We start from the raw sequence: 20,035 nt of genomic DNA, 5'->3' as shown, positions 1-20,035 counted from the left end.
ATGACCACCCGCCGCGAGAGCCTGCTCTGGCTCGCCGCCACCGCCGTGCCGGCGTTGCCGGCGCCATCGGCGCGTGCGGCCCAGGCGACGGACGCGCCGGTGCGGATGGTCGCCACCGAATTCCCGCCCTACACCGGCAGCGCCTTGCCCGGCGGCGGCATCGCCTGCGAGATCACGCGCGCGGCCCTGCATCAGGCGGGCCGGTCGATGGAACTCACCTTCCGGCCCTGGGCCCGGGCGCTGCTCGAATTCCAGCGCGGCGACCACGACGGCGTCATCGGTGCGTGGCGCTCGGTGGAGCGCGAGCGCACGATGCGCTTCCCCCAGCCCTTGGGCATCCTCAACCAGGTCGGCTTCATGGCGCGGGCGGACCGCAAGCGCCGTGTCGACGACCTCGCCGCGCTGCGCGACCTGCGCATCGGCGTGGTCCACGGGTATGCGAATCCGCCGCGCTTCGACGCCGCCAATCTGGCGGTCGAGGGCGCCGTGGACGATCTCGCCAACCTGCGCAAGTTGCTGGCCGGTCGTGTCGATCTGGCGTTGATCGACAAGGGTGTCGGCGCTCACCTGCTGGAGACGCAGCTGCGCGCCGCCGCCGGCAAGCTGGTGTGGCTGGAGCCCTCGGTGTCGGAGATCCCGCTCTACACGGTGTTCTCGAAGATCCGTCCCGAGGGCGAGCGCTTCGCCGCCGCGCTCAGCCGCGGCATCGGCGATCTGCAGGGCAGCGGCCGGCTGGCGATGCTGCTGCAGCAGGGGGCGCGCTGGCAGTAGTGGGAAAATCGCTCCCATGTCCCGTACCTACTCGGTGAGCGATTTCGATTTCGCTCTGCCTCCCGATCTCATCGCCCAGCACCCTGCCGCGGAACGCAGCGCCTCGCGCCTGCTCGACGGCCGGTCCGATCCGCCTGTCGACCGCGTGTTCCGCGAACTGCCCGAACTGCTGAACCCCGGCGACCTGCTCGTGTTCAACGACACCAAGGTCATCAAGGCCCGCCTGTACGGCGCCAAGGCCAGCGGCGGCGCGGTCGAGGCGCTGGTCGAGCGCGTGCTGCCCGGCACACGCGAGGTCTGGGCCCATATGCGCGCCAGCAAGAGCCCGAAGGCGGGCGCGGTGGTGCGCTTCGCCGACGCCTTCGACGCCGAGGTCCTCGGCCGCTGCGGGCCGGACGACGGCCTCTTCCACCTGCGCCTGTCCGGCGACCCGTTCGAGCTGCTCGAGCAGCACGGCCATGTGCCGCTGCCGCCCTACATCGAGCACGGCGACTCGGCCGACGACGTGCGGCGCTACCAGACCGTGTTCGCGCGCGAGCCCGGCGCCGTGGCCGCGCCGACCGCCGCGCTGCACTTCGACGAAGCGCTGCTGGCCCGGCTCGCCGAACGCGGCGTCGGCACGGCGCACGTGACGCTGCATGTCGGCGCCGGCACCTTCCAGCCGGTACGTGTCGAGTCGCTGGCCGAGCACAAGATGCACAGCGAGTGGTTCCAGGTCACGCCCGGCACCGTCGACGCGATCGCGCGCTGCCGCGCCGCGGGCGGCAAGGTCACGGCGGTCGGCACCACGACGCTGCGCGCGCTGGAATCGGCGGCGCTGGTCGGCGGTCTCCAGGCCGGTGCGCGCGAGACCGACATCTTCATCACCCCGGGCTTCGACTTCCAGGTCGTCGACCGGCTTGTGACCAACTTCCACCTGCCCAAGAGCACGTTGATGATGCTGGTGTCGGCCTTCGCCGGCTACGAGCCGATCATGGCGCTCTACCGTCACGCGATCGAACAGCGCTACCGTTTCTTCAGCTACGGCGACGCCATGCTGCTGGAACGCGCGCAGGAGCGGTCCGGTGACTGAGGACTCGCCCGCCGCGCGCGCGCTGCGCTACGAGCGCGATCACGCGCGTTCGCTGCGGGCGCTGGCCTACCGCATGCTGGGATCGCGCGCCGAGGCCGAGGACATCGTCCAGGAGGGCTGGCTGCGCTGGGCCGATGTCGACGAGTCGACCGTGCGTCATGAGGGCGCCTTCCTGTCGCGGCTGGTGACCAACCTCTGTCTGGACCGGCTGCAGTCGGCGGCGATGCGGCGCGAGCAGTACGTGGGCGTCTGGTTGCCGGAGCCCCTGGTCGACGAGGCCGCCGAGTGGTCGCCCAGCCCCGAGGCGCAGGCGGAGTTCGCGCAGGACGTGTCGGTGGCGTTCATGCTGACGCTGGAGCGGCTGTCTCCGCTGGAGCGCGCCGCCTTCCTGCTGCACGAGGTGTTCGAACTGGACTTCGACGAGATCGCGCGCCGGCTGGACCGGAGCGCGGCGGCGTGCCGCCAGCTCGCGAGTCGCGCGCGGCAGCACGTCAAGGCCGATTACGTGCGGCACGAGGTCGAGGACGACGACCGACAGCGTCTGTTCCAGGCCTTCATTGGCGCGCTGCAGTCCTTCGACGTCGACGGCCTGGCCAAGGTGCTGACCGACGACGCGGTGCTGCTGGCGGACGGCGGCGGCAAGGTCACGGCGGTGCCTCGGATGCTGGAGGGCGCCATGACGGTGGCGCGCGCCTTCGTCGGCTGGGTGAAGATGCCGACCAGTCGCGACTGGCGCATCCGCCCCGCGCTCGTCAACGGACTGCCGGGATGCATCTTCTACGACGCGGCCGGCGAGCCGATCCAGACCGTCGCGCTGCGGCCAGCGATGGCACCGGGCCGCGTCAGCGCGGTCTACGTCCAGCGCAATCCCGACAAGCTCGGTCACCTGCCCAGGATCGAGCCGCTCGAGGTGCCCGGCGCCGTTCCGCCGTCCTTTCCATCGTCTGCGTCCCCCGCGCCCGACGACGGTGCGGCCTGAGCTGGAAATGGGCGCTATGCGCCCATCCGGCGCGTTCCTGCGCCGTTCTGGCGCGACATGACCGTTCAGGCAACACCCGACCCCTCCTTCGGACTGTGGTGTCCCCCCGTGGCCACGGGGGGTTCCGGGTGTTTGGGAATCCCTATGTTTAGGGACAATGGGTCCCACAAGACCTACCACCGCTCGGGATCCACCATGACGCTGTTTGCACGCACCTCGATCGCCGCCGCCGCTGCGCTGTTCAGCGGCCTGGCCGCCGCCGCTTCCATCGGGGGCCTGGTGAACACGGGTGCCGGACAGTCGACCGGCAGCACCGACACCAACTACAAGTACACGGCCACCGGCAATGCCGCGGGTCTGTCGGGCTTCGGCGTCGTCAGCAACGGCAACGCGGATCCGTTCCCGAGCTGGCTGCCCAACACGTCGTCCTCGTCGTGGCTGATCCCGGGTGCCGACCAGAACACGAACTACAGCCCGACGGGCAATTCGACGTTCACCTGGACGCTGAACTTCGACCTGACCGGCTTCGACGCCAGCAGCGCCTCGTTCAGCGGCCACTGGGCGGCGGACAACAACGGCGTGCTGCTGCTCAACGGCGTGGCGATCTCGTCGATCTCCGGCCAGCGCGGTTATGCGGACTGGACCTCGTTCTCGGCCTCGAGCGGCTTCCTGGCCGGCGTGAACACGCTGCAGTTCGTCGTCACCGACACGGTCGACCAGACCTACAACTTCACCGGCCTGCGCGCGGAGTTCCTGAGCTCCAACGTCAACGCCGCGGTCGCACCGGCCGTGCCGGAACCGCACACCTACGCGCTGATGCTCGCGGGCCTGGGCGCGCTGGGCTTCATCGCGCGCCGCCGCCGCAGCTGATCGCCCGCATCGGGGCCTGGACCCCATGACGAAAAAGCCGCTGAGTGATCAGCGGCTTTTTGTTTTGCCGGACGCGCTGCGCCCGGCGTTCAGGGTCACGTCTTGTCGCAGTCGGTCGCGTAGTGGATCCAGCGCTTCTCCTTGCCGGGAGGATCGCCTTCTTCCGGCACCTGGCGGGCGTACAGCATCAGCATCTGCTCGATCGGGAGCGCGTCCCCGTCGTTGATCCGCAAATCGACCAGCGACTTGACCGACCTCCAGTTGGCGCTGCTGGCCTTGAATTTGAGCGGATGCTTTGCGTCGTCAAGGATCTTCAGGGTGCTGCCGAGGAAATTGGCCTTGGCAAAGAAGTGCCCCGCACGTTCCGCGCCGGTCTTCGCGCCAAAGAAGCATGCGTTCCCGCCCGGCGTCACGGTCATGCCCAAAATGACTTCATCGCCCGATGCCGCCATCTTCTTCCAGGACTCTTCCGGCGGCACCACGTCCTTGCCGTCCAAGTGGAAACGAAGCCGTTTGCCGAACTCAAGGCCGAAAAACGCCTTCTGAAACGGTGGCCCGCCGTCGACCGCCGAGCGGCTACGCAGCGCGTGCGCGCCCAGTGTCAACGATTGCGTTGCAGGCACCTTGGCGCGGATGAGCATCGCGGGCTCGATGGCCGCGGCCCAACCCGCAGCCTCGATCCGCGTCCAGTTGCTCGTCGCCACATGCGTGCCGAGGTCCTCGTCGATCTTGGGCGTGGCGCACCAGTGATTGGGATCGCTGTACCCATCGGTCCCCCACATGCGACGGTGATGGGCGCCGCACACCAGCGGATGGGCGATGACGCTGTCCGAGGGAGGAGCGTCCCCCGGAACGACCCGCGTGCAAGTCTTACCGTTGGTCGAATGGCACATCGCATCGCCGGCGGGCGTTTCGGACAGCCAATAGTCGACACCGACCACGGAATAGTCCTTCCACTTCACGAACAGCGTGGCGTAGGCGGAGCGGCACCAATGGAAGTCGCCGTTATCCTCGCCGGCCCTCTGGTCGTTGTATCCGTTGATACCCCACACGGACTTTTGATGCGCCTGGCCGCACACCAGCGGTTTCAGGTCCTGCTCCGGGATGAGGGTCGGATCGGTCACATCGTTGTTCCAGAGGCAGTGCCTGGCATTGCGGCTGAGGCAGCTCAGGTTATCGTCGTGTTCGAGCCGCACCCAACCTCCGCCCCATTTCCTCCATTCGCTCTTTGGGGGGAGCTTTGTGGTGGTGTCGGTGGCCGCTTGGGTTGGCTGAGGACGCGATGTCGCGATGGCCACGCTGGACCAGAGACCACCGAGCAGCAGCAGGGTGGACAAGCCGATGGAACGCATGAGAGCTCCTCATGAAAACAGGGAGCTCATCAGTGTCGGAAGGCGCCGTCGACACCCCATGAGAAAAGCCGCCAGCGAGGGCGGCTTTTGCGGGGAACTTCGCGGCGTCGACGCGCCGCGTCCGCGGCTTATTCGCCGCCGCCGGTCAGCAGCGGGATCGAGCCTTCCGAGTTCTTGCCCAGCAGGCCGCTGCGGCTGTAGACGCCCAGCTTCTCGCGGGTGTCGGCGATGTCCAGGTTGCGCATCGTCAGCTGGCCGATGCGGTCGGCCGGCGTGAAGGCGGCGTCCTCGACCTTCTCCATCGACAGGCGCTCCGGCGCGTAGGTCAGGTTGGGGCTGACGGTGTCCAGGATCGTGTAGTCGTTGCCGCGGCGCAGCTCCAGCGTCACTTCGCCGGTGATGGCGCGGGCGACCCAGCGCTGGGCGGTCTCGCGCAGCATCAGGCACTGCGGGTCGAACCAGCGGCCCTGGTACAGCAGACGACCGAGCTTCATGCCGTTCATGCGGTACTGCTCGATGGTGTCCTCGTTGTGGATGCCGGTGACCAGGCGCTCGTAGGCGATGTGCAGCAGCGCCATCCCGGGGGCTTCGTAGATGCCGCGGGACTTGGCTTCGATGATGCGGTTCTCGATCTGGTCGCACATGCCCAGGCCGTGGCGGCCGCCGACGCGGTTGGCTTCCAGGAACAGCTCGACCAGGTCGGGGAAGGTCCGGCCGTTGATCGCGACGGGCACGCCTTCCTCGAAGCGCACCGACACCGTCTCCGCCTTGATGACGACGTCGTCCTTCCAGAAGGCCACGCCCATGATCGGGTTGACGATGTTCATGCCCTGGTTCAGGAACTCCAGGTCCTTGGCCTCGTGGGTGGCGCCCAGCATGTTGGAGTCGGTCGAGTAGGCCTTCTCCACGCTCATCTTGTAGTCGAAGCCGTTGGCGATGAGGTACTCGCTCATCTCCTTGCGGCCGCCGAGCTCGTCGATGAAGGTCTGGTCCAGCCAGGGCTTGTAGATCTTCAGCGCCGGGTTCGCGAGCAGGCCATAGCGGTAGAAGCGCTCGATGTCGTTGCCCTTGAAGGTCGAGCCGTCGCCCCAGATGTTGACGCCGTCGTCGCGCATCGCGACCACCAGGGCGGTGCCGGTCACGGCGCGGCCCAGCGGGGTGGTGTTGAAGTAGGTGGCGCCGCCGCTCTTGATGTGGAACGCGCCGCACTGCAGGGCGGCGATGCCTTCGGCGACCAGCAGCGCGCGGCAGTCGACCAGGCGGGCGATCTCGGCGCCGTAGGCCTTGGCCTTGCGGGGGATCTCGTCGTAGTCGCTCTCGTCGGGCTGGCCGAGGTTGGCGGTGTAGGCGCAGGGGACGGCGCCCTTGCCGCGCATCCAGTGCACCGCGGCGCTGGTGTCCAGGCCGCCCGAGAAGGCGATGCCGACGCGCTCGCCGGCGGGAATCTTTTGGAGGATGGTTGCGGCCACGGTACGCCTCACGGTAGGGGAAAAAGCAACCTGCGATGTTAGCGTGCTTACTTCAGCGGTAAGCGCGCTTATCGCTCCGCCAACGGGCAACTCAGGCTTCCTTGAGCCAACCGATCCGCCCTTGCCCGGCCTCGTTGAGCAGCGCGACGAAGCTTTCGGCGGTGCTCTCGGGCAGCCGCAGCGTGACCTCGACCAACGCCCCATGCGCCACATCCACCAGCTGCGCGCCAGCCTTGTCGGCTTCACGCCTCAGCAGGCCTTCCTGCGCGTAGGGCAGGGTGCAGCGCAGCGTGCGCAACCGGATCACCGGCACCTTGTCGGCCTTCAGCAGCGCCTGCGCGACCGCGTCGGTATAGGCGCGCACGAGGCCACCCGCGCCCAGCTTCACGCCGCCGAAGTAGCGCACCACCGTTGCGAGCACGCCCTCCAGGTCCTGGTGCCGCAGTACTTCCAGCATCGGCCGACCCGCGGTGCCGCCGGGTTCGCCGTCGTCGTTCGCGGCGGACTGTCCGCCGGCCATCAGCGCCCAGCAGACATGGGCCGCGCCGGGATGCTCGGCGCGCAGCTGTTCGACCCGCGCCAGCGCCGCCGCGCGATCGGCCACCGATTCCACGCAGCCGATGAAGCGGCTCTTCTTGATGATCAGTTCGGCGTGGACCGGCGCGTCGAGGCTGTGGGGCATGGGCGCGATTGTCGCGTCCGCTCGTCCGGCCCGCCGGGTTCACGGGGTCTCGGACAGATCCCCAAGATGCTTGTGCTTGTAGCCGTCGATGGTCCCGTCCTTCAGCATCTCGTCGACCGCATGCCGCATGAGGTCGCGGTCGGCCTGGGGGATGCGTTCACGGGACAGCGCCAGCGCGCCGATGCTGCGCTCGGTGGGCGCGAAGGACAGCGCGGTGAAGCCCGCGAACGCCGGATCCGCACGCCGCGCCAGGGCCAGGCTGTGCGCGCCCAGCACCACGGCGTCGCCGCGGCCGGCCTTGAAGATGCGGATCGCGGTGGGCTGGTCGGGCGCCTCGTCGACGCGGCCCTGGATGCGCAGCGTCGTGAGCCACGACTCCACCGTCGGCGTGAAGACGTAGCCGCGCACGACGATGACGCGCCGCCGCTTGTCGGCGAGGAAGGCCGCGGGCGTTCCGCTCGATGCCGCCAGCGCCGGGCGCATCACGACGAACTGCTTGGACTCGATGTAGGGGATGAACTCGACGAGCAGCTCGCGCTCCTTCGTCATCAGCGCGGAGACGGTCATGTCCATCTGGCCGGAGGCGATCTGCGCCCAGATGCGCACGCGCGATTCGGTGACGGCCTTGAGCTTGCAGCCGCTGCGTCGGGCGACCTCGTCCACGACATCCTTGTCGATGCCGGTCCAGCGCCCCTGGGGGTCGCGGTAGTAGAGCCCGCTGTACTCGTACAGGCCGACCGTGTACGGCCCGCAGGCGAGCGCGGGCGCCGGCGCGACGACGCAGGCGGCCGTCGCGACGAGGGCGGCGATCCAGGACCTCAAGATGCTTCTCCGGGGAGTCTGCGCTCCCGATTGCGCGCCGAGTCTACGCCTCGTCCGTGAGGCCCCGGCGACGCGCGACCCGCGGCGGACGGGGAGCCCGATAATCGCGCCCATGCTGAAGTTCGAACTGCTCAAGACCGAAGGCCGCGCGCGACGTGGCGTCATGACGCTCAACCATGGCGTCGTCCAGACCCCCATCTTCATGCCGGTAGGCACCTACGGCACCGTGAAGGGGGTGATGCCGCGCTCGCTCGAGGAGATGGGCGCGCAGATCATCCTGGGCAACACCTTCCACCTGTGGATGCGTCCGGGCCTGGACATCATGAAGCAGTTCGGCGGGCTGCACCGCTTCGAGAGCTGGAACAAGCCCATCCTCACGGACTCGGGCGGCTTCCAGGTCTGGTCGCTGGGCGAGATGCGCAAGATCACCGAGGAGGGCGTCAAGTTCGCGTCCCCGGTGAACGGCGACAAGCTGTTCCTGACGCCGGAGATCTCGATGCAGATCCAGACGGTGCTCAACAGCGACATCGTCATGCAGTTCGACGAATGCACGCCCTACGAATCCAAGGGCCAGCTGACGACCGAGAAGGAAGCGCGGCTGTCGATGGAGATGAGCCTGCGCTGGGCCAGGCGCTGCCAGGACGAATTCACCAAGCTGCAGAACCCGAACGCGCTGTTCGGCATCGTGCAGGGCGGGATGTTCGAGAACCTGCGCGACGTATCGCTGGCCGGTCTCAAGGACCTGGACCTGCCGGGCTACGCGATCGGCGGGCTGTCGGTGGGCGAGCCGAAAACGGACATGCTCCGCATCCTCGATCACATCGCGCATCAGCTGCCGGCGGACAAGCCGCGCTACCTGATGGGCGTGGGCACGCCGGAAGACCTGGTCGAAGGCGTGCGCCAGGGCGTCGACATGTTCGACTGCGTCATGCCGACGCGCAATGCGCGCAACGGCCACATGTTCACCCGCTTCGGCGACCTGCGGCTGCGCAACGCGCGCTACAAGTCGGACGAGAAGCCGGTCGACGAGACCTGCACCTGCTACTGCTGCCAGAACTTCAGCCGCGCCTACCTGCATCACCTCGACCGCTGCGGCGAGATGCTCGGCCCCATGCTGACGAGCGTGCACAACCTGCACTACTACCTCAACCTGATGAAGGAAGTGCGGGAGTCGCTGGACGCCGGGGACTTCGAAGGCTTCCGGCAGCGCTTCGCGGCCGACCGCGCGCGAGGGGTCTGACTTCAGAAGGCCCTAAGTTGGGCCGTGCAAAGATGGCGTGATGCTGAAGTTGCTCTTCGCGCCCATCCGCTGGTTGATCCGCGTCGTCCTGGCCATCGTCATCCTCTTCGAGGAATGGGGCTGGGAACCGCTGCAGCGCATGATGGCCGCCATCGGCCGCCTGCCGGTGCTGCGCCAGCTGGAAGCCGTCGTGAGGCGGCTTCCGCCCTATCTGGCGCTGGTGGTGTTCTTTCTGCCGGGCCTGCTGCTGCTGCCGATCAAGCTGCTGGCGCTCTGGCTCATCGGCATCGGCCGGCCAGGCCTGGGGCTCTGCGTCATCGTGCTGGCGAAGGTCGTCGGCACGGCGGTGGTGGCGCGGATCTTCGCGCTGACACAGCCCGCGCTGATGAGCCTGCCCTGGTTCGCGCGGCTCTACGGGCGCTGGACCGTGTGGAAGGAAAGCCTGCTGATCTGGGTCCGCGCGAGCGCCGTCTGGCGCTCGGCAAGGGCGATCAAGTTGCGGATCAAGCGGCTGATGCGGCGAGGCGCTCGGAGCGCGTGAGTCGTCTGCTGGGAGTGACCATGGTCAGCGACGTCAGAGCACCGGGCCGCCTAGACTTTCTCCCCACCATGCGTATCGATTCCTCACCCCCGCGCTGGGTCGTTCTCGCGATGCTGTCTGCGTGCTTTGGATCGGCGTCCGCCGCCGCACCGGAGCCATTCGCTTGCCCGGCGCAGCTTGCGTCGACGGACCAGTCGCTCGCCTCCGTTCCTGTCGGCTGGGAAGCCACGACCGCCGGCTCCGATCGCACGCAGCACCAGCTCACCGGCTTCGCCGTGAACGGTGGTCCCGCCGGGTCGCCCGATGGCGAGATCTACGACAAGATGGAAGAGCGCAAGGACGGGAAGGGCGGTGCCACCCAGACGCTGCGCTGGAACCTCGAGGGCTTCTCGGAAGGGCGCATCGCCGTCTGCAGCTACTTCCGAACTCGGGTCGAGCTGGTGCGTCCGCTCGATGGCTACTCCAGCTGCGAAGTGGTCTACAAGCGCTCGAAGAACGGCGCCTTTCAGATGGCGTCGGCAAGCTGTCGTTGACTTCATCTCAAGCGCTTTGCGAGTCTGAAAAGCAGAAAGCCTCCTTTCGGAGGCCTTCACACTCTTTACACCGGGTCGCGCCCTTTCGGGTTGTCTAACCGACGCGTCATGGTCGACTGTACGTCAACTCACGCCTTCACCGGCTGAGCCGTCACGTGGTCCTGCGAGGCCAGCAACGCCGCCACCCGCTCCCGCAGCAGCTCCGGCGTCACGTCCTTCGCCGCGATCGGCGCCGACGCCGCGAGCCCCACGCGACTGAGGAAGCCGCGCCGGAACGGCCGCACCATCGCCTGCCCCTGCTCGACGCGCGAGAAGAACGAGCCCCACAGGTTCCGCAGCGCCATCGGCACCACCGGGATGTCCGGACGGCCTTCCAGCAGCTTCATCACGCCGCCCTTGAAAGCCTGCAGCGAACCATCGCGCGTCAGGCCGCCTTCCGGGAAGATCCCCACCAGCTCGCCGTCGTCCAGCACCGCCTGCGCGGCGGCGAAGGCGGCGTCATAGGTCGCCGCGTCTTCCTTCTGCGGCGCGATCGGGATGGCCTTGGCCAGCTTGAACATCCAGCCCAGCACCGGCACCCGGAAGATGCGGTGGTCCATCAGGAAGCGGATCGGCCGCGGGCTCGCCGCCATCAGCAGCACCGCGTCGACGAAGCTCACGTGGTTGCACACCAGCACCGCGGCGCCCTGCGTCGGGATGTGCTGATCGCCGGTGACGCGGAAACGGTAGATGAGGCGCGACAGCACGAAGGCGAAGAAGCGCAGCAGGTACTCCGGCACCACCAGGAAGATGTAGAACGCCACCACCGCGTTGGCGATGCCTACCACCAGGAACAGTTGCGGGATCGTCAGGCCCGCGCCCAGCAGCGCGCCGGCCAGGATGGAGCTGGCGATCATGAACAGCGCGTTGAGGATGTTGTTGGCCGCGATGATCCGCGCGCGGTGCGAAGGCTGCGCGCGCATCTGGATCAGCGCGTACATCGGCACGCTGTACAGGCCGGCGAAGAGCGCGAGCAGACCCAGGTCGGCCAGCACGCGCCAGTGCGCATGATTGGCGAGGAAGGCCCCCACGCTCAGCGGCGACGACGGCGGCAGCCCGCGCGAGGCGAAGTACAGGTCGATCGCGAAGACGCTCATGCCGATGGCGCCCAGCGGCACGAGGCCGATCTCGACCTGCCGGCGCGACAGCATCTCGCACATCAGGGAGCCGATGCCGATGCCGATCGAGAACACCATCAGCAGCAGCGAGGCGACCTGCTCGTTGCCGTGCAGCACTTCCTTCGCAAACGACGGGAAGTTGGCCAGGAACACCGCGCCGAAGAACCACATCCACGAGATGCCCAGCAGCGAGCGGAACACCGCGAGCTGGCCGTGCGCCAGCTTCAGGTTGCGCCAGGTCTCGGTGACCGGGTTCCAGTTGATGACGAGGTCGGGATCGGTCGAGGGGCTGGCGGGAATCGCCTGCGCCGTCGCGCGACCCAGCAGCGCCACCACCACGCAGGCGATCGCCACGTGCTGCGGCCCGACGATCGGCGTCGCGACCAGCAGGCCGCCCGCCAGGTTGCCCAGCAGGATGGAGACGAAGGTGCCCATCTCCACCATGCCGTTGCCGCCGGTGATCTCGTGATCGCTGAGGTGCTGCGGCAGGTAGGCGTACTTCACCGGCCCGAACAGCGTCGAGTGCAGCCCCATCAGGAACACGCAGCCCAGCAGCACCGGCACGTTGACCGCGTAGAAGCCGTAGGCGGCCAGCGCCATGATGACGATCTCGAGCGACTTCACGAAGCGCATCAGCCGCGCCTTGTCGTACTTGTCGGCGAGCTGGCCGCTTGTGGCCGAGAACAGCACGAACGGCAGGATGAACAAGGCGCCGATCGCCAGGCCCGCCTGCGTCGGCGGCAGCCAGCTCACGTTGAGCTGGTAGGTCACCAGCACCGTGAAGGCGAACTTGAACAGGTTGTCGTTGCCCGCGCCGAGGAACTGCGTCCAGAAGAAGGGCGCGAACCGGCGCTGGCTCAGCAACGCGAACTGGCTGGTGTGGGAAGAGTCGCTCATGGGAGGGCTCGCTGTGGAAGTCGGAGGAGAGTGTCGGTCAATACCCGTGAGCGGGCGTCAGGGCGCCGCCTTGACGGTCTGCGGCGCCTGGCCGTAACCGCTGCGGGTCAGCCAGCTGAAGACGGTGTCGGCCGTGGTGGTCTCGATGTGACCGGCGAAGCGCCTGGCCGACGGATGGTCGTCGAAGGCGACGTTGGCCATGCCGATGCGCGCGCCCAGGCGCTTGGCGGCCGACAGGCGCAGGTCGGACGGCTCGTAGCCCTGGCGCTTGAGCCAGTCCTGCGCCTGCGCCCGGTTGAGCACCTCGCGCGGCGCGGCGGCGGACGCCAGCGTCTCCAGCGCCCACTGGTTGCTCTGCTGGTACTGGCGCGACCAGGGGTAGGCGACCATGTTGTAGTCCGGCGTGTGCAAGGCCGCCGAGCGGGCGTTCTCTTTCAGCACCGGCAGCAGCGCCTGCTGCAGTTCGGGCTTGAGGACCGAGAACGCCGCCTCGTAGCGGACCGGGCTGTCCATGAAGAATTCGCCCAGTCCCTGGCGGTACAGGTCGGCCAGCGCGGTGCCGCACTGGTTGAGCTTGTGCATCACGCGCCAGACCGGCCTGGCCTCGGCGCCGCTGCCCATCGTGTCGCGATAGACGAAGCCCACGTGCGACCAGCGCAGCCCGTACTCGCTCAGGTCCTGGCCCGCGCGCGCCAGCAGAACGACGTCGGCGCCGCTGCGGTCCAGCGCCGCGGCGGTCGCCTGCGCGAGGTCCATGCCGCGACGGATCTGGTCGATCGTGGGCTTGGCGTTCTCGCACGGGCGGCCGGCCTGCGCCGGACCCGCTGCCAGCGCGGCGGCCAGCACGGCCGCCGCCAGCATCGTCTTCATGGCGTGACCGCCGCTCATCGCGTGACGCGGTCCTTGTCGGTGACGCGCTCGTTGTGCAGCAGCGAGGCGCCGATCTCGTTCGGGATGAAGGCGATGGCCTCGGCCGCGGCGGAGATCACATAGCCCGTGCTGATCGCCGTGATGACGACGGCGGTGCCGATGGAGTTCGCGGCGCTGGAGACGACCTTGCCGGAGAACTCGACGCTGATGCGCACGCCGTCGGAGGCGCGCTGCAGCACCCAGACGGTGCCGCGGGCGGTGCTCTCGACCGCGACGACGACGAAGGCCGCGCCACCGGCCAGCACCGCGGAAGGCGCGACGACCGAGATGGCGACCGGGACGGCCGACAGTGCGGCGCTGGCGTCGCTGGGGCCGTTGGCGCGGGCCGCGCCGGTCGCACCGAAGGCGAGGGCGGCGGCGGTCAGGAGGGCGATGAGGGACGAACGGGGACGCATGAGGAAACTCCTTGTGGGGGCGGTCGGCGCGAGGATCGCGGCGGTGATCATTGAGCGGCGGCCGGCACGGCCTCGCGCTGGGCGTCGCGGCGGCCTTGCAGGCGCGCTTCGGCCAGCTCGGCCTCGTGGGCGTCGCGCAGCATCTTGGCGAGCGTGAAGACGTTGGAGATCAGGTAGAACCAGCAGACCAGCAGGTAGGCCTTCCAGACGGGCTGGACCTCCATGCGCCACAGGCCCCAGCCGGTGAGCGCCATCGCCAGGGCGAAGCCGCTCCAGACGACCAGGCCCCACATCGGGGTGTCGGTACGGGCGCCCTGGTTGTCGCGGATGTACTTGGACAGCGCGAAGGCGGCGGACAGGCAGAACACGTAGCCCATGACCATGAAGGCGCGATCCAGGTCCGCGCCGGGGAGCCAGGCCAGCCCGATCGCGCAGAGCGCGACGCTGATGCCGAAAGAGATCCACACCTGGTAGCGCCAGGCTTGTGTGTCGCGCTGGATGCGGATGTGCGGGGTGGTCATGTCTGGGTTTCCTCCTGTGAGCCGGCCGTTCAGGCCGGTTGTGGTTGCCGGGGTCGTCGCCCCGTCGGGTGGTTCCCGGTGGCGATGGCGCAACTGTCGTCGCGGGCGCCCGGTTCCCCTTGCTGATTTGCGGCGAGTATCACCCGCCGCCTGTCCCGGTATCGATCGGTGCTACCGCTCGATCCGGGCGGGTCGGGTCTCGCCCCCGGGGTGACCCCGGGGTTCAGTGGGAGGACTTCATGCCGCCGGCACAGGGAAGTGCCGGGCGGTCGCGAAGACCGGAGCGCTCAATGCGTCTCCCTGCCACCGGGCGAACCGCTTGAGGGCGAGATCAAACATCAGGGGATGGTGGTTGCGCAATGCCCCCAAAGGAGCGACGTGGGCCTCGTCCAGCACCCCGGCCCGGACGAGCTGGGGCAGCTGGACCAGCGGCAGCACCCCCGGCAGCGGGTAGTCGGAACCATGCAGAAGACGGTCGTGCCAGTCCTTGCGTCGCAGCACGGTGCGCCAGACCTCGGGCCGGCGGTTGAACTGGAACATCGCGGAGACGTCGCCCAGCAGCAGACCGTTCCAGGCGGGCTCGTCCATCAGGCGCGCGAAGAGCTCGAAGGCGGGAACGGAGCGGGGACGCGGCAGGTCCAGGTCCATCGCGTGACCCAGCGAGGCGCAGTGCGCCGCGATCACGCGCACGCCGTGGCGCAGCGGCTCCCGCAGCAGCAGCGGATTGCCGAGATCCTGGCGGTCCGCGCCCGGGACGGCGTGCTCCTCCCCGCAGTGGACGATGAGCGGGATCCGGGCGGCGGCGAGGCGGTCGTAGAACGGCCGTAGACGGGCGTCGCGCAGGTCGATGGCCATGCTGCTGGGCAGCCACTTCATCGCCAGCGTGCCGCCGGCGATCGCGCGGTCCAGACGTTCCAGCGCGTCGTCGCGGTTCGGATGGATGCTGGCGACCCAGCCGAAGCGGTCGGGACGTTCGGCGGCGATGGCGCGGGCATAGGCATCGGGGACATGGAAGGTCGTCCAGTCGGGACGTCGGTGGCCGGACGCGTCGACGGCCTCGTCGAACGCGAAGAGCAGCCAGCGCGCACCGACCGGGAACTCATCCGCCAGCGCAGTGAGCCGGCGGACGTAGGCCCGGTCGACATCCCCCGCCGCGACCGAGCGCGGATCGACGCAGGCGCCGTTGAGGATCGCGTGTTTGCGGGCGAACTCGACCGGATGCCACCACTGTGACAGCGAGGGCGCGATCCAACAGCCCGAGCCCGAGTCGCCGGTGCCGATCAAATGGGCGTGGACGTCCCAGAGCTGGGCGGGGTCGATGCCGTCCCAGATGCGTTTGAGCCACTCCGGATCGACACCCGGGATGGGCAGCGACGCATGGCCGCAGGGATTGCGCAACGGACCGGCGGCATCGGCCGCGAGCGCGCTGAAGAGGCCCGCCGCTGCGGCGGCGCCGCAGCACAGGAGATGACGTCGGCTGAGCATGACGGCGCCCGTGGAAGTTGGAACGGACGCGATGGTCGGGACGCGCGCTTGATCTGACGCGCTTCGCTTGCGGCGGTATCGCGGCGCGAGCCGGGCGGTCTCGAATCCCGCTACCCGCCATGGGTTGCGGCTACCGACTTGCGCTAACGTCCGCCCCCATGGCGAGCACGCAATCCCTCATCGATCTCATCAAGGCCGAGCTGAAGCAGTCCGGCATCAGCTACGCGCAGCTGGCGACGGCGCTGGACCTGTCCTGACGATAGGACTCGGCAACGCTGTACGCTCGCAGTCCAACTTGAGTTCACAGCAGGTGCGACTGTTCTGCAGTCGACCGGACGATGTGTGAAGGACCAAACAGCAGATGGAGAGGCCATGAGCTCCAACAACGAGCGCCTGCAGACGGCGCAGTGGGTTTTCGAGCGCCAGCTCGCCTGGATTGCTGCGGCGGATGCCAAGGTCGCGGTTGTCGTGACGCTGGACTTGGCCATGCTGGCAGCGATCTGCGCTTTGGTTGGCGCAGAGCGGTGGAGCATCTGGGCCTCGCCGGACAACAAGTGGGCGATCCGCGCCACCGTGGCGGCCATGGCGCCGCTTGTCGCGAGCCTGGTGCTCGCGGCATGGGCACTGTTTCCGCGCAAGAAGGGGCCACCCACGTCCCTGTTGTTTTTCCTCAAGGTGAGCAAGCAACCCCTGGCGGACTACGTCGTGCAGTTCCGCGACGTTGCGGACGATGACCTGTTGGCGGACTGGTCTGCCCAGATTCATCGGAACGCCGAAATTGCCGCCGACAAGATGTGGTGCGTCAAGTGGTCAATGGCGGCAGCTTTCCTTGCCATTCCGTTCTGGTTCTGCGCGGTGCTGGCCCTTCTGAACAAGACCACCTGAGGCGACGTGAGCAAGTTTAAGGAAGAGCTCCGTCAGGTGGCCCAGACGTGCTTCAACCACGAGTGGCTGGTTGAGCGCACCGACATCGTGCCGGCGCCGGAAGACTTGACCCTGAACGGCACCCACGCGAAGGACCTGCAGTTCGCTACCGTTCTGTACGCCGACCTCGATGGATCGACCGACATGGTGGACACCTACTACTGGTGGTTCAGCGCCGGTGTCTACAAAGCCTACTTGGCCTGCGCTGCCGACATCATCCGCGGCGAAGGCGGCGTCATCACGAGCTACGACGGCGACCGGGTCATGGCGGTCTTCACCGGAGCCAATCAATGCGTGGACGCCGTCCGAGCGGCGATGAAGATCACGTATGTCGTGGGCGCCGTCATCCAGCCAGTCATCAACACCAAGTATCCGGACAGCGGGTTTGTCTTGCGTCAGACCGTGGGCGTCGATGCCAGCTCACTTCATGCGGCGCGAATCGGCGTGCGGGGCGACAACGACATCGTCTGGGTTGGCCGTGCGGCGAACTGGGCGGCCAAGCTCACCGCGCTGCCAGGACGACCTGTGCGCATCACCAAGGCCGTGTTCGACCTGCTGGCGCCGGAGTTCATCATCCACGAGGGGGCCTACGTGTGGCACGTCCGTGAGGAGGCTGCCCTGGGTGGAGGCGCGCATGTCTTCGACACGGACTACATCTACACCATGGAGTAGCCTATGGAGCAGCAGGAAGACCTCGGCAGCGCGTCGGCCGGCCGCAGCCAACTCGAACGTGAGTACGGACGGCTGCAAGAGCTTCTACAGTCCTGCGGCCTGCCCGAAAGCCTTGTGGACGTCTGGGAACTGGCGAGACACGAGGCCGCGCACCCGCCAACCCGGGACGAGTTGCTCGCCGGCGTCCTCGGCACAGGCATTCGGCCTTGGCAGCTGTCGGCCCTGGTTCGCGAAGTCCTGTTTCACGCCGTTCCGAATGGTCCTCTTCGGCTAAACACACGAGAGCGCCTCGGCCAAGTAGGCGAGGCCATAAACAAGGTTGACAACCTCAGCGGCGTGCTCCGACTTCAAGCTGATGACGGGGTCAACGAAGTCTTGTTCTTCGAAGCGCTCCGCATGGCTCATCGCCAGATCCCCTCGCAGAACCGTGCTGACATGTATGCCATGGTGCGGTGCTTCAAGGTCTTTGGGACCCCAGCCATGTCGCCAATGTTGGAGCGAAGGACGGGCCTAACGATCCGAGAGTTCACATTCTTGGGCATCGCGGTGAGCGGCCATCTGGCCCGCCGCTTCGACATCAACAGCGACCAGGACTACGAAGAATTCGGCGTGACGAAAGAGCGTGCGGCTGCCTTCTTCGACCTGCTGAAAATGGACTGGCGGGACATCGGGCGTGCGGCCGAGAGTCAGGGCGGCGTGGACGAGAACTGGTCGTATATGTGGAATCCGCTGGAGTCGACTCCATTTGTGGCAGCACACCCAGCGCACCCGAACCGCCTGTACTGCCCAGTGCCACAGCTACTCTTCCGCAGGTTCGGCGGTGGGCTGTACTACGACCTAGTAGACGAGGAAGGCTTCAACAAGGCCTTCGGAGACTCCATCGAGGCGTACGTGGGTGAACTGCTTGCGTTGGCCTTTTCGTCTCCCTCCTTCCGGATTCAGGAGGAGAAGCCGTACCTTGTGAAGAAGGTGGAGCACCGGGGACCCGATTGGATTCTTGGCGATGCAGGGGGAAATCTCTTCATCGAGTGCAAGGGAAAGCGGCTGAGCCATGAGGCGAAGTCCGCCGGAGGCGACGAGAAGCTTCGTGAGGAGGTTGGGAAGCTCGCCGACTTCATCGTTCAGAACTACAAAAATGTCGTCGAGGCGATGGCGGGCAAATCCCACTGGGAGCGGAACTCAAATCCCTGCTGGCCCTTGTTGCTAACCTTCGAAGACTGGTACATCAACGGGCCGGTGATGTACCAGGTGCTGGACAACGCAGTCCGCGAGCGGCTGACGAAGAAGAAGCTGGACCCGACTTTGATCGAAACCATGCCCTACTCGGTCATGTCCTGCAGAGAGTTTGAGCTTGCCATGGGCGTCATCGCAGACGTTGGCATCACACGCTTCTTTCGCGGGAAGCAGGACGGCGACCTCCGCAGCTGGCTGTGGCCCGACTATCAAGCCAAGCGCTTTCCCAAGGGGCGCGTCATCCACCTCATGCGTGCGTTCAGTGCGGACCTCAAGACGATCCTCCCTGAAGCCGTTTGGCCGTCACTCGACAATGCGTAGCCCGAGGTCCTAGGTCCGAGGCCGGAGCCAGCCACACCTTCCGATGCAGCTACGCGTTGAATCCGGGGAACGATGTTCTTGCGAGTTCGCGTAGGCGCTTCAACGCGCGGGGCGTCAAGAGGTTATCCCGCCGCAGGATTGCCTTTGCGATAAGGATCGTGCGGTCAGGCTCCTTCAAGCTGAGCCGCAAGTCTTCGGTCAAGGCTGCCTTAACTTGCCCCTGGGCTTCGTCGTCTGTCTGTGTGAGCAGAGAGACGCGGTCCACGTGGGCAAGCAGCCTGCGCAGGAAGGTGTCGCCGATTCGGTCTTTTCCGTAGGCGCTTTGGTCGAGCGGGACCATCATGTAATGTGTCACTTCTTCGTGCGCGGCTTTGAGCTCAGTCAGCTCACGTGTCGCCGTCTCCAACTGAGCGACCAAGTGCTTGCGCTGCTCCGCGTCGAGCACGTCTTCGCCTTCAAGCTTCGACCGTGCTGCTTCCGCCTTGGATTCCGCAGCTGAGAGCGCCGGCGCAAGAACACTGGCTGCGAGTTCCACCTCGCCGAACTTCCACCGGTTCACCCTGCGCAGGCTGCGTGCCACTACGGCGAACAGCAACCGTAGGTGCCGGCGGAAGTGAACGATGACCCCACCGACCAGCACCGGCCAAGCGAGCGCTCTCGTCATCTCAAGGATGAACGTGAGCCACCCGATATATGAATGGCCTCCAAAAACCTGCTCCGCTGGCATCTTCTTCTCCGTTCAGGAAGGGTAGCTAAGCCTGCTCGGCGCGATGCGCGCGGGCATGGAGGTTACTTTCATGCGTACGTCAGGTCAGACGCGAGGGCATCTACTGCATTTGCGCTTTCGGCTGACAGCGTCGGAGGGGGCCCGTCAGAGGCGCACTTGTCTGGTCTGCTTACGCGCGAGGTCCGAGGTCTCGAATCAGCATCTTCAAGTCGTAAACGGTCGACTGCAGCGTCACCCCATGACGTTGCCCACGTACAAGTTGCTTATAAGTGATCGGTGTGAGTCCCTTGAAGTCCGAGGGCAGCTTGATTGACTCAGCATTCGGCATCTCCGGCACCAGGAGGAACGTCCGGAACCTTCCCAGCTTTGACATGAAGTAGCCCAGTTCGAAGATGACGTTGTCCCGCGGCGCCACGCTGGTGCGGTCCCGCGAGCGCACCAG

Annotated in this window: 21 protein-coding genes; 10 read left to right on the top strand and 11 right to left on the bottom strand. The window is 67.1% G+C overall.

Annotated features, from left to right (window positions below; all coding sequences use genetic code 11):
• From ABE85_RS22450 to ABE85_RS22435, 4 genes are all read left to right on the top strand, one after another.
• A complete protein-coding gene (locus ABE85_RS22450; protein ID WP_067280020.1) occupies window positions 1-771 on the top strand; it encodes an ABC transporter substrate-binding protein in 771 nt (256 codons plus the stop codon).
• A 16-nt stretch (window positions 772-787) separates the two neighbouring features.
• Window positions 788-1,843 (top strand): tRNA preQ1(34) S-adenosylmethionine ribosyltransferase-isomerase QueA, encoded by a 1,056-nt coding sequence (gene queA / locus ABE85_RS22445; protein WP_067280018.1) that lies wholly within the window; start codon window positions 788-790, stop codon window positions 1,841-1,843.
• Complete coding sequence (gene sigJ, locus ABE85_RS22440) at window positions 1,836-2,822, top strand: RNA polymerase sigma factor SigJ (protein WP_067280015.1); 987 nt, start codon at window positions 1,836-1,838, stop codon at window positions 2,820-2,822. The genes queA and sigJ overlap by 8 nt, the downstream gene beginning before the upstream one ends.
• Before the next feature lie 195 nt (window positions 2,823-3,017).
• The gene (locus ABE85_RS22435) at window positions 3,018-3,692 is read left to right on the top strand and encodes a PEP-CTERM sorting domain-containing protein (protein ID WP_067280013.1); all 675 of its coding nucleotides are present in this window, start codon (window positions 3,018-3,020) and stop codon (window positions 3,690-3,692) included.
• Between the two features lie 95 nt (window positions 3,693-3,787).
• Here the strand turns inward: ABE85_RS22435 and ABE85_RS22430 are convergent, their stop codons facing one another.
• The 4 genes from ABE85_RS22430 to ABE85_RS22415 all read right to left on the bottom strand — a co-directional run bounded on the left by ABE85_RS22430 (window position 3,788) and on the right by ABE85_RS22415 (window position 8,017).
• The gene (locus tag ABE85_RS22430) at window positions 3,788-5,044 is read right to left on the bottom strand and encodes a hypothetical protein (RefSeq protein ID WP_157522788.1); all 1,257 of its coding nucleotides are present in this window, start codon (window positions 5,042-5,044) and stop codon (window positions 3,788-3,790) included.
• 128 nt (window positions 5,045-5,172) lie between these two features.
• On the bottom strand, window positions 5,173-6,513 hold the full coding sequence (argG, locus tag ABE85_RS22425; protein ID WP_067280008.1) for an argininosuccinate synthase: 1,341 nt from the start codon (window positions 6,511-6,513) through the stop codon (window positions 5,173-5,175).
• A gap of 91 nt (window positions 6,514-6,604) precedes the next feature.
• Window positions 6,605-7,195, bottom strand: coding sequence for a YigZ family protein (locus ABE85_RS22420; protein WP_067280005.1), 591 nt, complete (start codon window positions 7,193-7,195; stop codon window positions 6,605-6,607).
• A 39-nt stretch (window positions 7,196-7,234) separates the two neighbouring features.
• Window positions 7,235-8,017 (bottom strand): ABC transporter substrate-binding protein, encoded by a 783-nt coding sequence (locus ABE85_RS22415; RefSeq protein ID WP_067280002.1) that lies wholly within the window; start codon window positions 8,015-8,017, stop codon window positions 7,235-7,237.
• Between the two features lie 112 nt (window positions 8,018-8,129).
• Between ABE85_RS22415 and tgt the strand changes: the two genes are divergently transcribed.
• From tgt to ABE85_RS22400, 3 genes are read left to right on the top strand one after another with little or no spacing between them, the layout of a single operon-like run.
• Window positions 8,130-9,257, top strand: a complete 1,128-nt coding sequence (tgt, locus tag ABE85_RS22410; RefSeq protein ID WP_067279998.1) for a tRNA guanosine(34) transglycosylase Tgt — start codon at window positions 8,130-8,132, stop codon at window positions 9,255-9,257.
• Between the two features lie 40 nt (window positions 9,258-9,297).
• Window positions 9,298-9,798 carry a hypothetical protein gene (locus ABE85_RS22405; protein WP_067279995.1) on the top strand — a complete coding sequence of 167 codons (501 nt, stop codon included), beginning with the start codon at window positions 9,298-9,300 and terminating at the stop codon, window positions 9,796-9,798.
• Window positions 9,799-9,818: 20 nt separating this feature from the next.
• Window positions 9,819-10,331 (top strand): STY0301 family protein, encoded by a 513-nt coding sequence (locus ABE85_RS22400; RefSeq protein ID WP_157522782.1) that lies wholly within the window; start codon window positions 9,819-9,821, stop codon window positions 10,329-10,331.
• A 128-nt stretch (window positions 10,332-10,459) separates the two neighbouring features.
• On the opposite strand, the gene ABE85_RS22395 is transcribed toward ABE85_RS22400, so the two are convergent.
• From ABE85_RS22395 to ABE85_RS22375, 5 genes are all read right to left on the bottom strand, one after another.
• Window positions 10,460-12,385 carry an MFS transporter gene (locus ABE85_RS22395; protein WP_067279989.1) on the bottom strand — a complete coding sequence of 642 codons (1,926 nt, stop codon included), beginning with the start codon at window positions 12,383-12,385 and terminating at the stop codon, window positions 10,460-10,462.
• Between the two features lie 57 nt (window positions 12,386-12,442).
• On the bottom strand, window positions 12,443-13,255 hold the full coding sequence (locus ABE85_RS22390; RefSeq protein WP_067283346.1) for a DUF2145 domain-containing protein: 813 nt from the start codon (window positions 13,253-13,255) through the stop codon (window positions 12,443-12,445).
• Between the two features lie 14 nt (window positions 13,256-13,269).
• Entirely contained in the window at window positions 13,270-13,710 is a 441-nt protein-coding gene (locus tag ABE85_RS22385; RefSeq protein WP_082938854.1) for a hypothetical protein, read from the bottom strand.
• 47 nt (window positions 13,711-13,757) lie between these two features.
• Window positions 13,758-14,231: a YiaA/YiaB family inner membrane protein gene (locus ABE85_RS22380; protein WP_067279986.1), complete on the bottom strand. Its 474-nt coding sequence runs from the start codon at window positions 14,229-14,231 to the stop codon at window positions 13,758-13,760.
• A gap of 237 nt (window positions 14,232-14,468) precedes the next feature.
• Window positions 14,469-15,716: an amidohydrolase family protein gene (locus ABE85_RS22375; protein ID WP_067279982.1), complete on the bottom strand. Its 1,248-nt coding sequence runs from the start codon at window positions 15,714-15,716 to the stop codon at window positions 14,469-14,471.
• Between the two features lie 372 nt (window positions 15,717-16,088).
• Here ABE85_RS22375 and ABE85_RS22370 point away from each other — a divergent pair, with 372 nt between their 5' ends.
• The 3 genes from ABE85_RS22370 to ABE85_RS22360 are packed head-to-tail and all read left to right on the top strand — an operon-like array spanning window position 16,089 to window position 18,866.
• Window positions 16,089-16,601 carry a Pycsar system effector family protein gene (locus ABE85_RS22370; protein ID WP_067279978.1) on the top strand — a complete coding sequence of 171 codons (513 nt, stop codon included), beginning with the start codon at window positions 16,089-16,091 and terminating at the stop codon, window positions 16,599-16,601.
• Window positions 16,602-16,607: 6 nt separating this feature from the next.
• Window positions 16,608-17,312 carry an adenylate/guanylate cyclase domain-containing protein gene (locus tag ABE85_RS22365; RefSeq protein ID WP_067279975.1) on the top strand — a complete coding sequence of 235 codons (705 nt, stop codon included), beginning with the start codon at window positions 16,608-16,610 and terminating at the stop codon, window positions 17,310-17,312.
• 3 nt (window positions 17,313-17,315) lie between these two features.
• Window positions 17,316-18,866: a hypothetical protein gene (locus tag ABE85_RS22360; protein WP_067279967.1), complete on the top strand. Its 1,551-nt coding sequence runs from the start codon at window positions 17,316-17,318 to the stop codon at window positions 18,864-18,866.
• 49 nt (window positions 18,867-18,915) lie between these two features.
• On the opposite strand, the gene ABE85_RS22355 is transcribed toward ABE85_RS22360, so the two are convergent.
• Both ABE85_RS22355 and ABE85_RS28890 read right to left on the bottom strand, forming a co-directional pair.
• Complete coding sequence (locus ABE85_RS22355) at window positions 18,916-19,593, bottom strand: hypothetical protein (protein ID WP_067279964.1); 678 nt, start codon at window positions 19,591-19,593, stop codon at window positions 18,916-18,918.
• Between the two features lie 169 nt (window positions 19,594-19,762).
• The gene (locus tag ABE85_RS28890; protein ID WP_409072591.1) at window positions 19,763-20,008 is read right to left on the bottom strand and encodes a TIR domain-containing protein; all 246 of its coding nucleotides are present in this window, start codon (window positions 20,006-20,008) and stop codon (window positions 19,763-19,765) included.
• Window positions 20,009-20,035: the final 27 nt, after the last annotated feature.

This window comes from Mitsuaria sp. 7, assembly GCF_001653795.1.
Taxonomy (GTDB): domain Bacteria; phylum Pseudomonadota; class Gammaproteobacteria; order Burkholderiales; family Burkholderiaceae_C; genus Roseateles.
Note: the sequence above shows the minus strand (reverse complement) of the source record. Positions and strands in the feature narration are given on the sequence as shown.

What these genes read in the sequence shown, in the direction of transcription:
- queA (WP_067280018.1), top strand. Translation starts at nt 788, where the DNA reads ATGTCCCGTACCTACTCGGTGAGCGATTTCGATTTCGCTCTGCCTCCC.
- ABE85_RS22380 (WP_067279986.1), bottom strand. Translation starts at nt 14,231, where the DNA reads ATGACCACCCCGCACATCCGCATCCAGCGCGACACACAAGCCTGGCGC.
- ABE85_RS22430 (WP_157522788.1), bottom strand. Translation starts at nt 5,044, where the DNA reads ATGCGTTCCATCGGCTTGTCCACCCTGCTGCTGCTCGGTGGTCTCTGG.
- ABE85_RS22385 (WP_082938854.1), bottom strand. Translation starts at nt 13,710, where the DNA reads ATGCGTCCCCGTTCGTCCCTCATCGCCCTCCTGACCGCCGCCGCCCTC.
- ABE85_RS22405 (WP_067279995.1), top strand. Translation starts at nt 9,298, where the DNA reads ATGCTGAAGTTGCTCTTCGCGCCCATCCGCTGGTTGATCCGCGTCGTC.
- ABE85_RS22355 (WP_067279964.1), bottom strand. Translation starts at nt 19,593, where the DNA reads ATGCCAGCGGAGCAGGTTTTTGGAGGCCATTCATATATCGGGTGGCTC.
- ABE85_RS22420 (WP_067280005.1), bottom strand. Translation starts at nt 7,195, where the DNA reads ATGCCCCACAGCCTCGACGCGCCGGTCCACGCCGAACTGATCATCAAG.
- ABE85_RS22375 (WP_067279982.1), bottom strand. Translation starts at nt 15,716, where the DNA reads ATGCTCAGCCGACGTCATCTCCTGTGCTGCGGCGCCGCCGCAGCGGCG.
- ABE85_RS22390 (WP_067283346.1), bottom strand. Translation starts at nt 13,255, where the DNA reads ATGAAGACGATGCTGGCGGCGGCCGTGCTGGCCGCCGCGCTGGCAGCG.
- tgt (WP_067279998.1), top strand. Translation starts at nt 8,130, where the DNA reads ATGCTGAAGTTCGAACTGCTCAAGACCGAAGGCCGCGCGCGACGTGGC.
- ABE85_RS22360 (WP_067279967.1), top strand. Translation starts at nt 17,316, where the DNA reads ATGGAGCAGCAGGAAGACCTCGGCAGCGCGTCGGCCGGCCGCAGCCAA.
- ABE85_RS22370 (WP_067279978.1), top strand. Translation starts at nt 16,089, where the DNA reads ATGAGCTCCAACAACGAGCGCCTGCAGACGGCGCAGTGGGTTTTCGAG.
- ABE85_RS22450 (WP_067280020.1), top strand. Translation starts at nt 1, where the DNA reads ATGACCACCCGCCGCGAGAGCCTGCTCTGGCTCGCCGCCACCGCCGTG.
- ABE85_RS22435 (WP_067280013.1), top strand. Translation starts at nt 3,018, where the DNA reads ATGACGCTGTTTGCACGCACCTCGATCGCCGCCGCCGCTGCGCTGTTC.
- ABE85_RS22400 (WP_157522782.1), top strand. Translation starts at nt 9,819, where the DNA reads ATGGTCAGCGACGTCAGAGCACCGGGCCGCCTAGACTTTCTCCCCACC.
- ABE85_RS22395 (WP_067279989.1), bottom strand. Translation starts at nt 12,385, where the DNA reads ATGAGCGACTCTTCCCACACCAGCCAGTTCGCGTTGCTGAGCCAGCGC.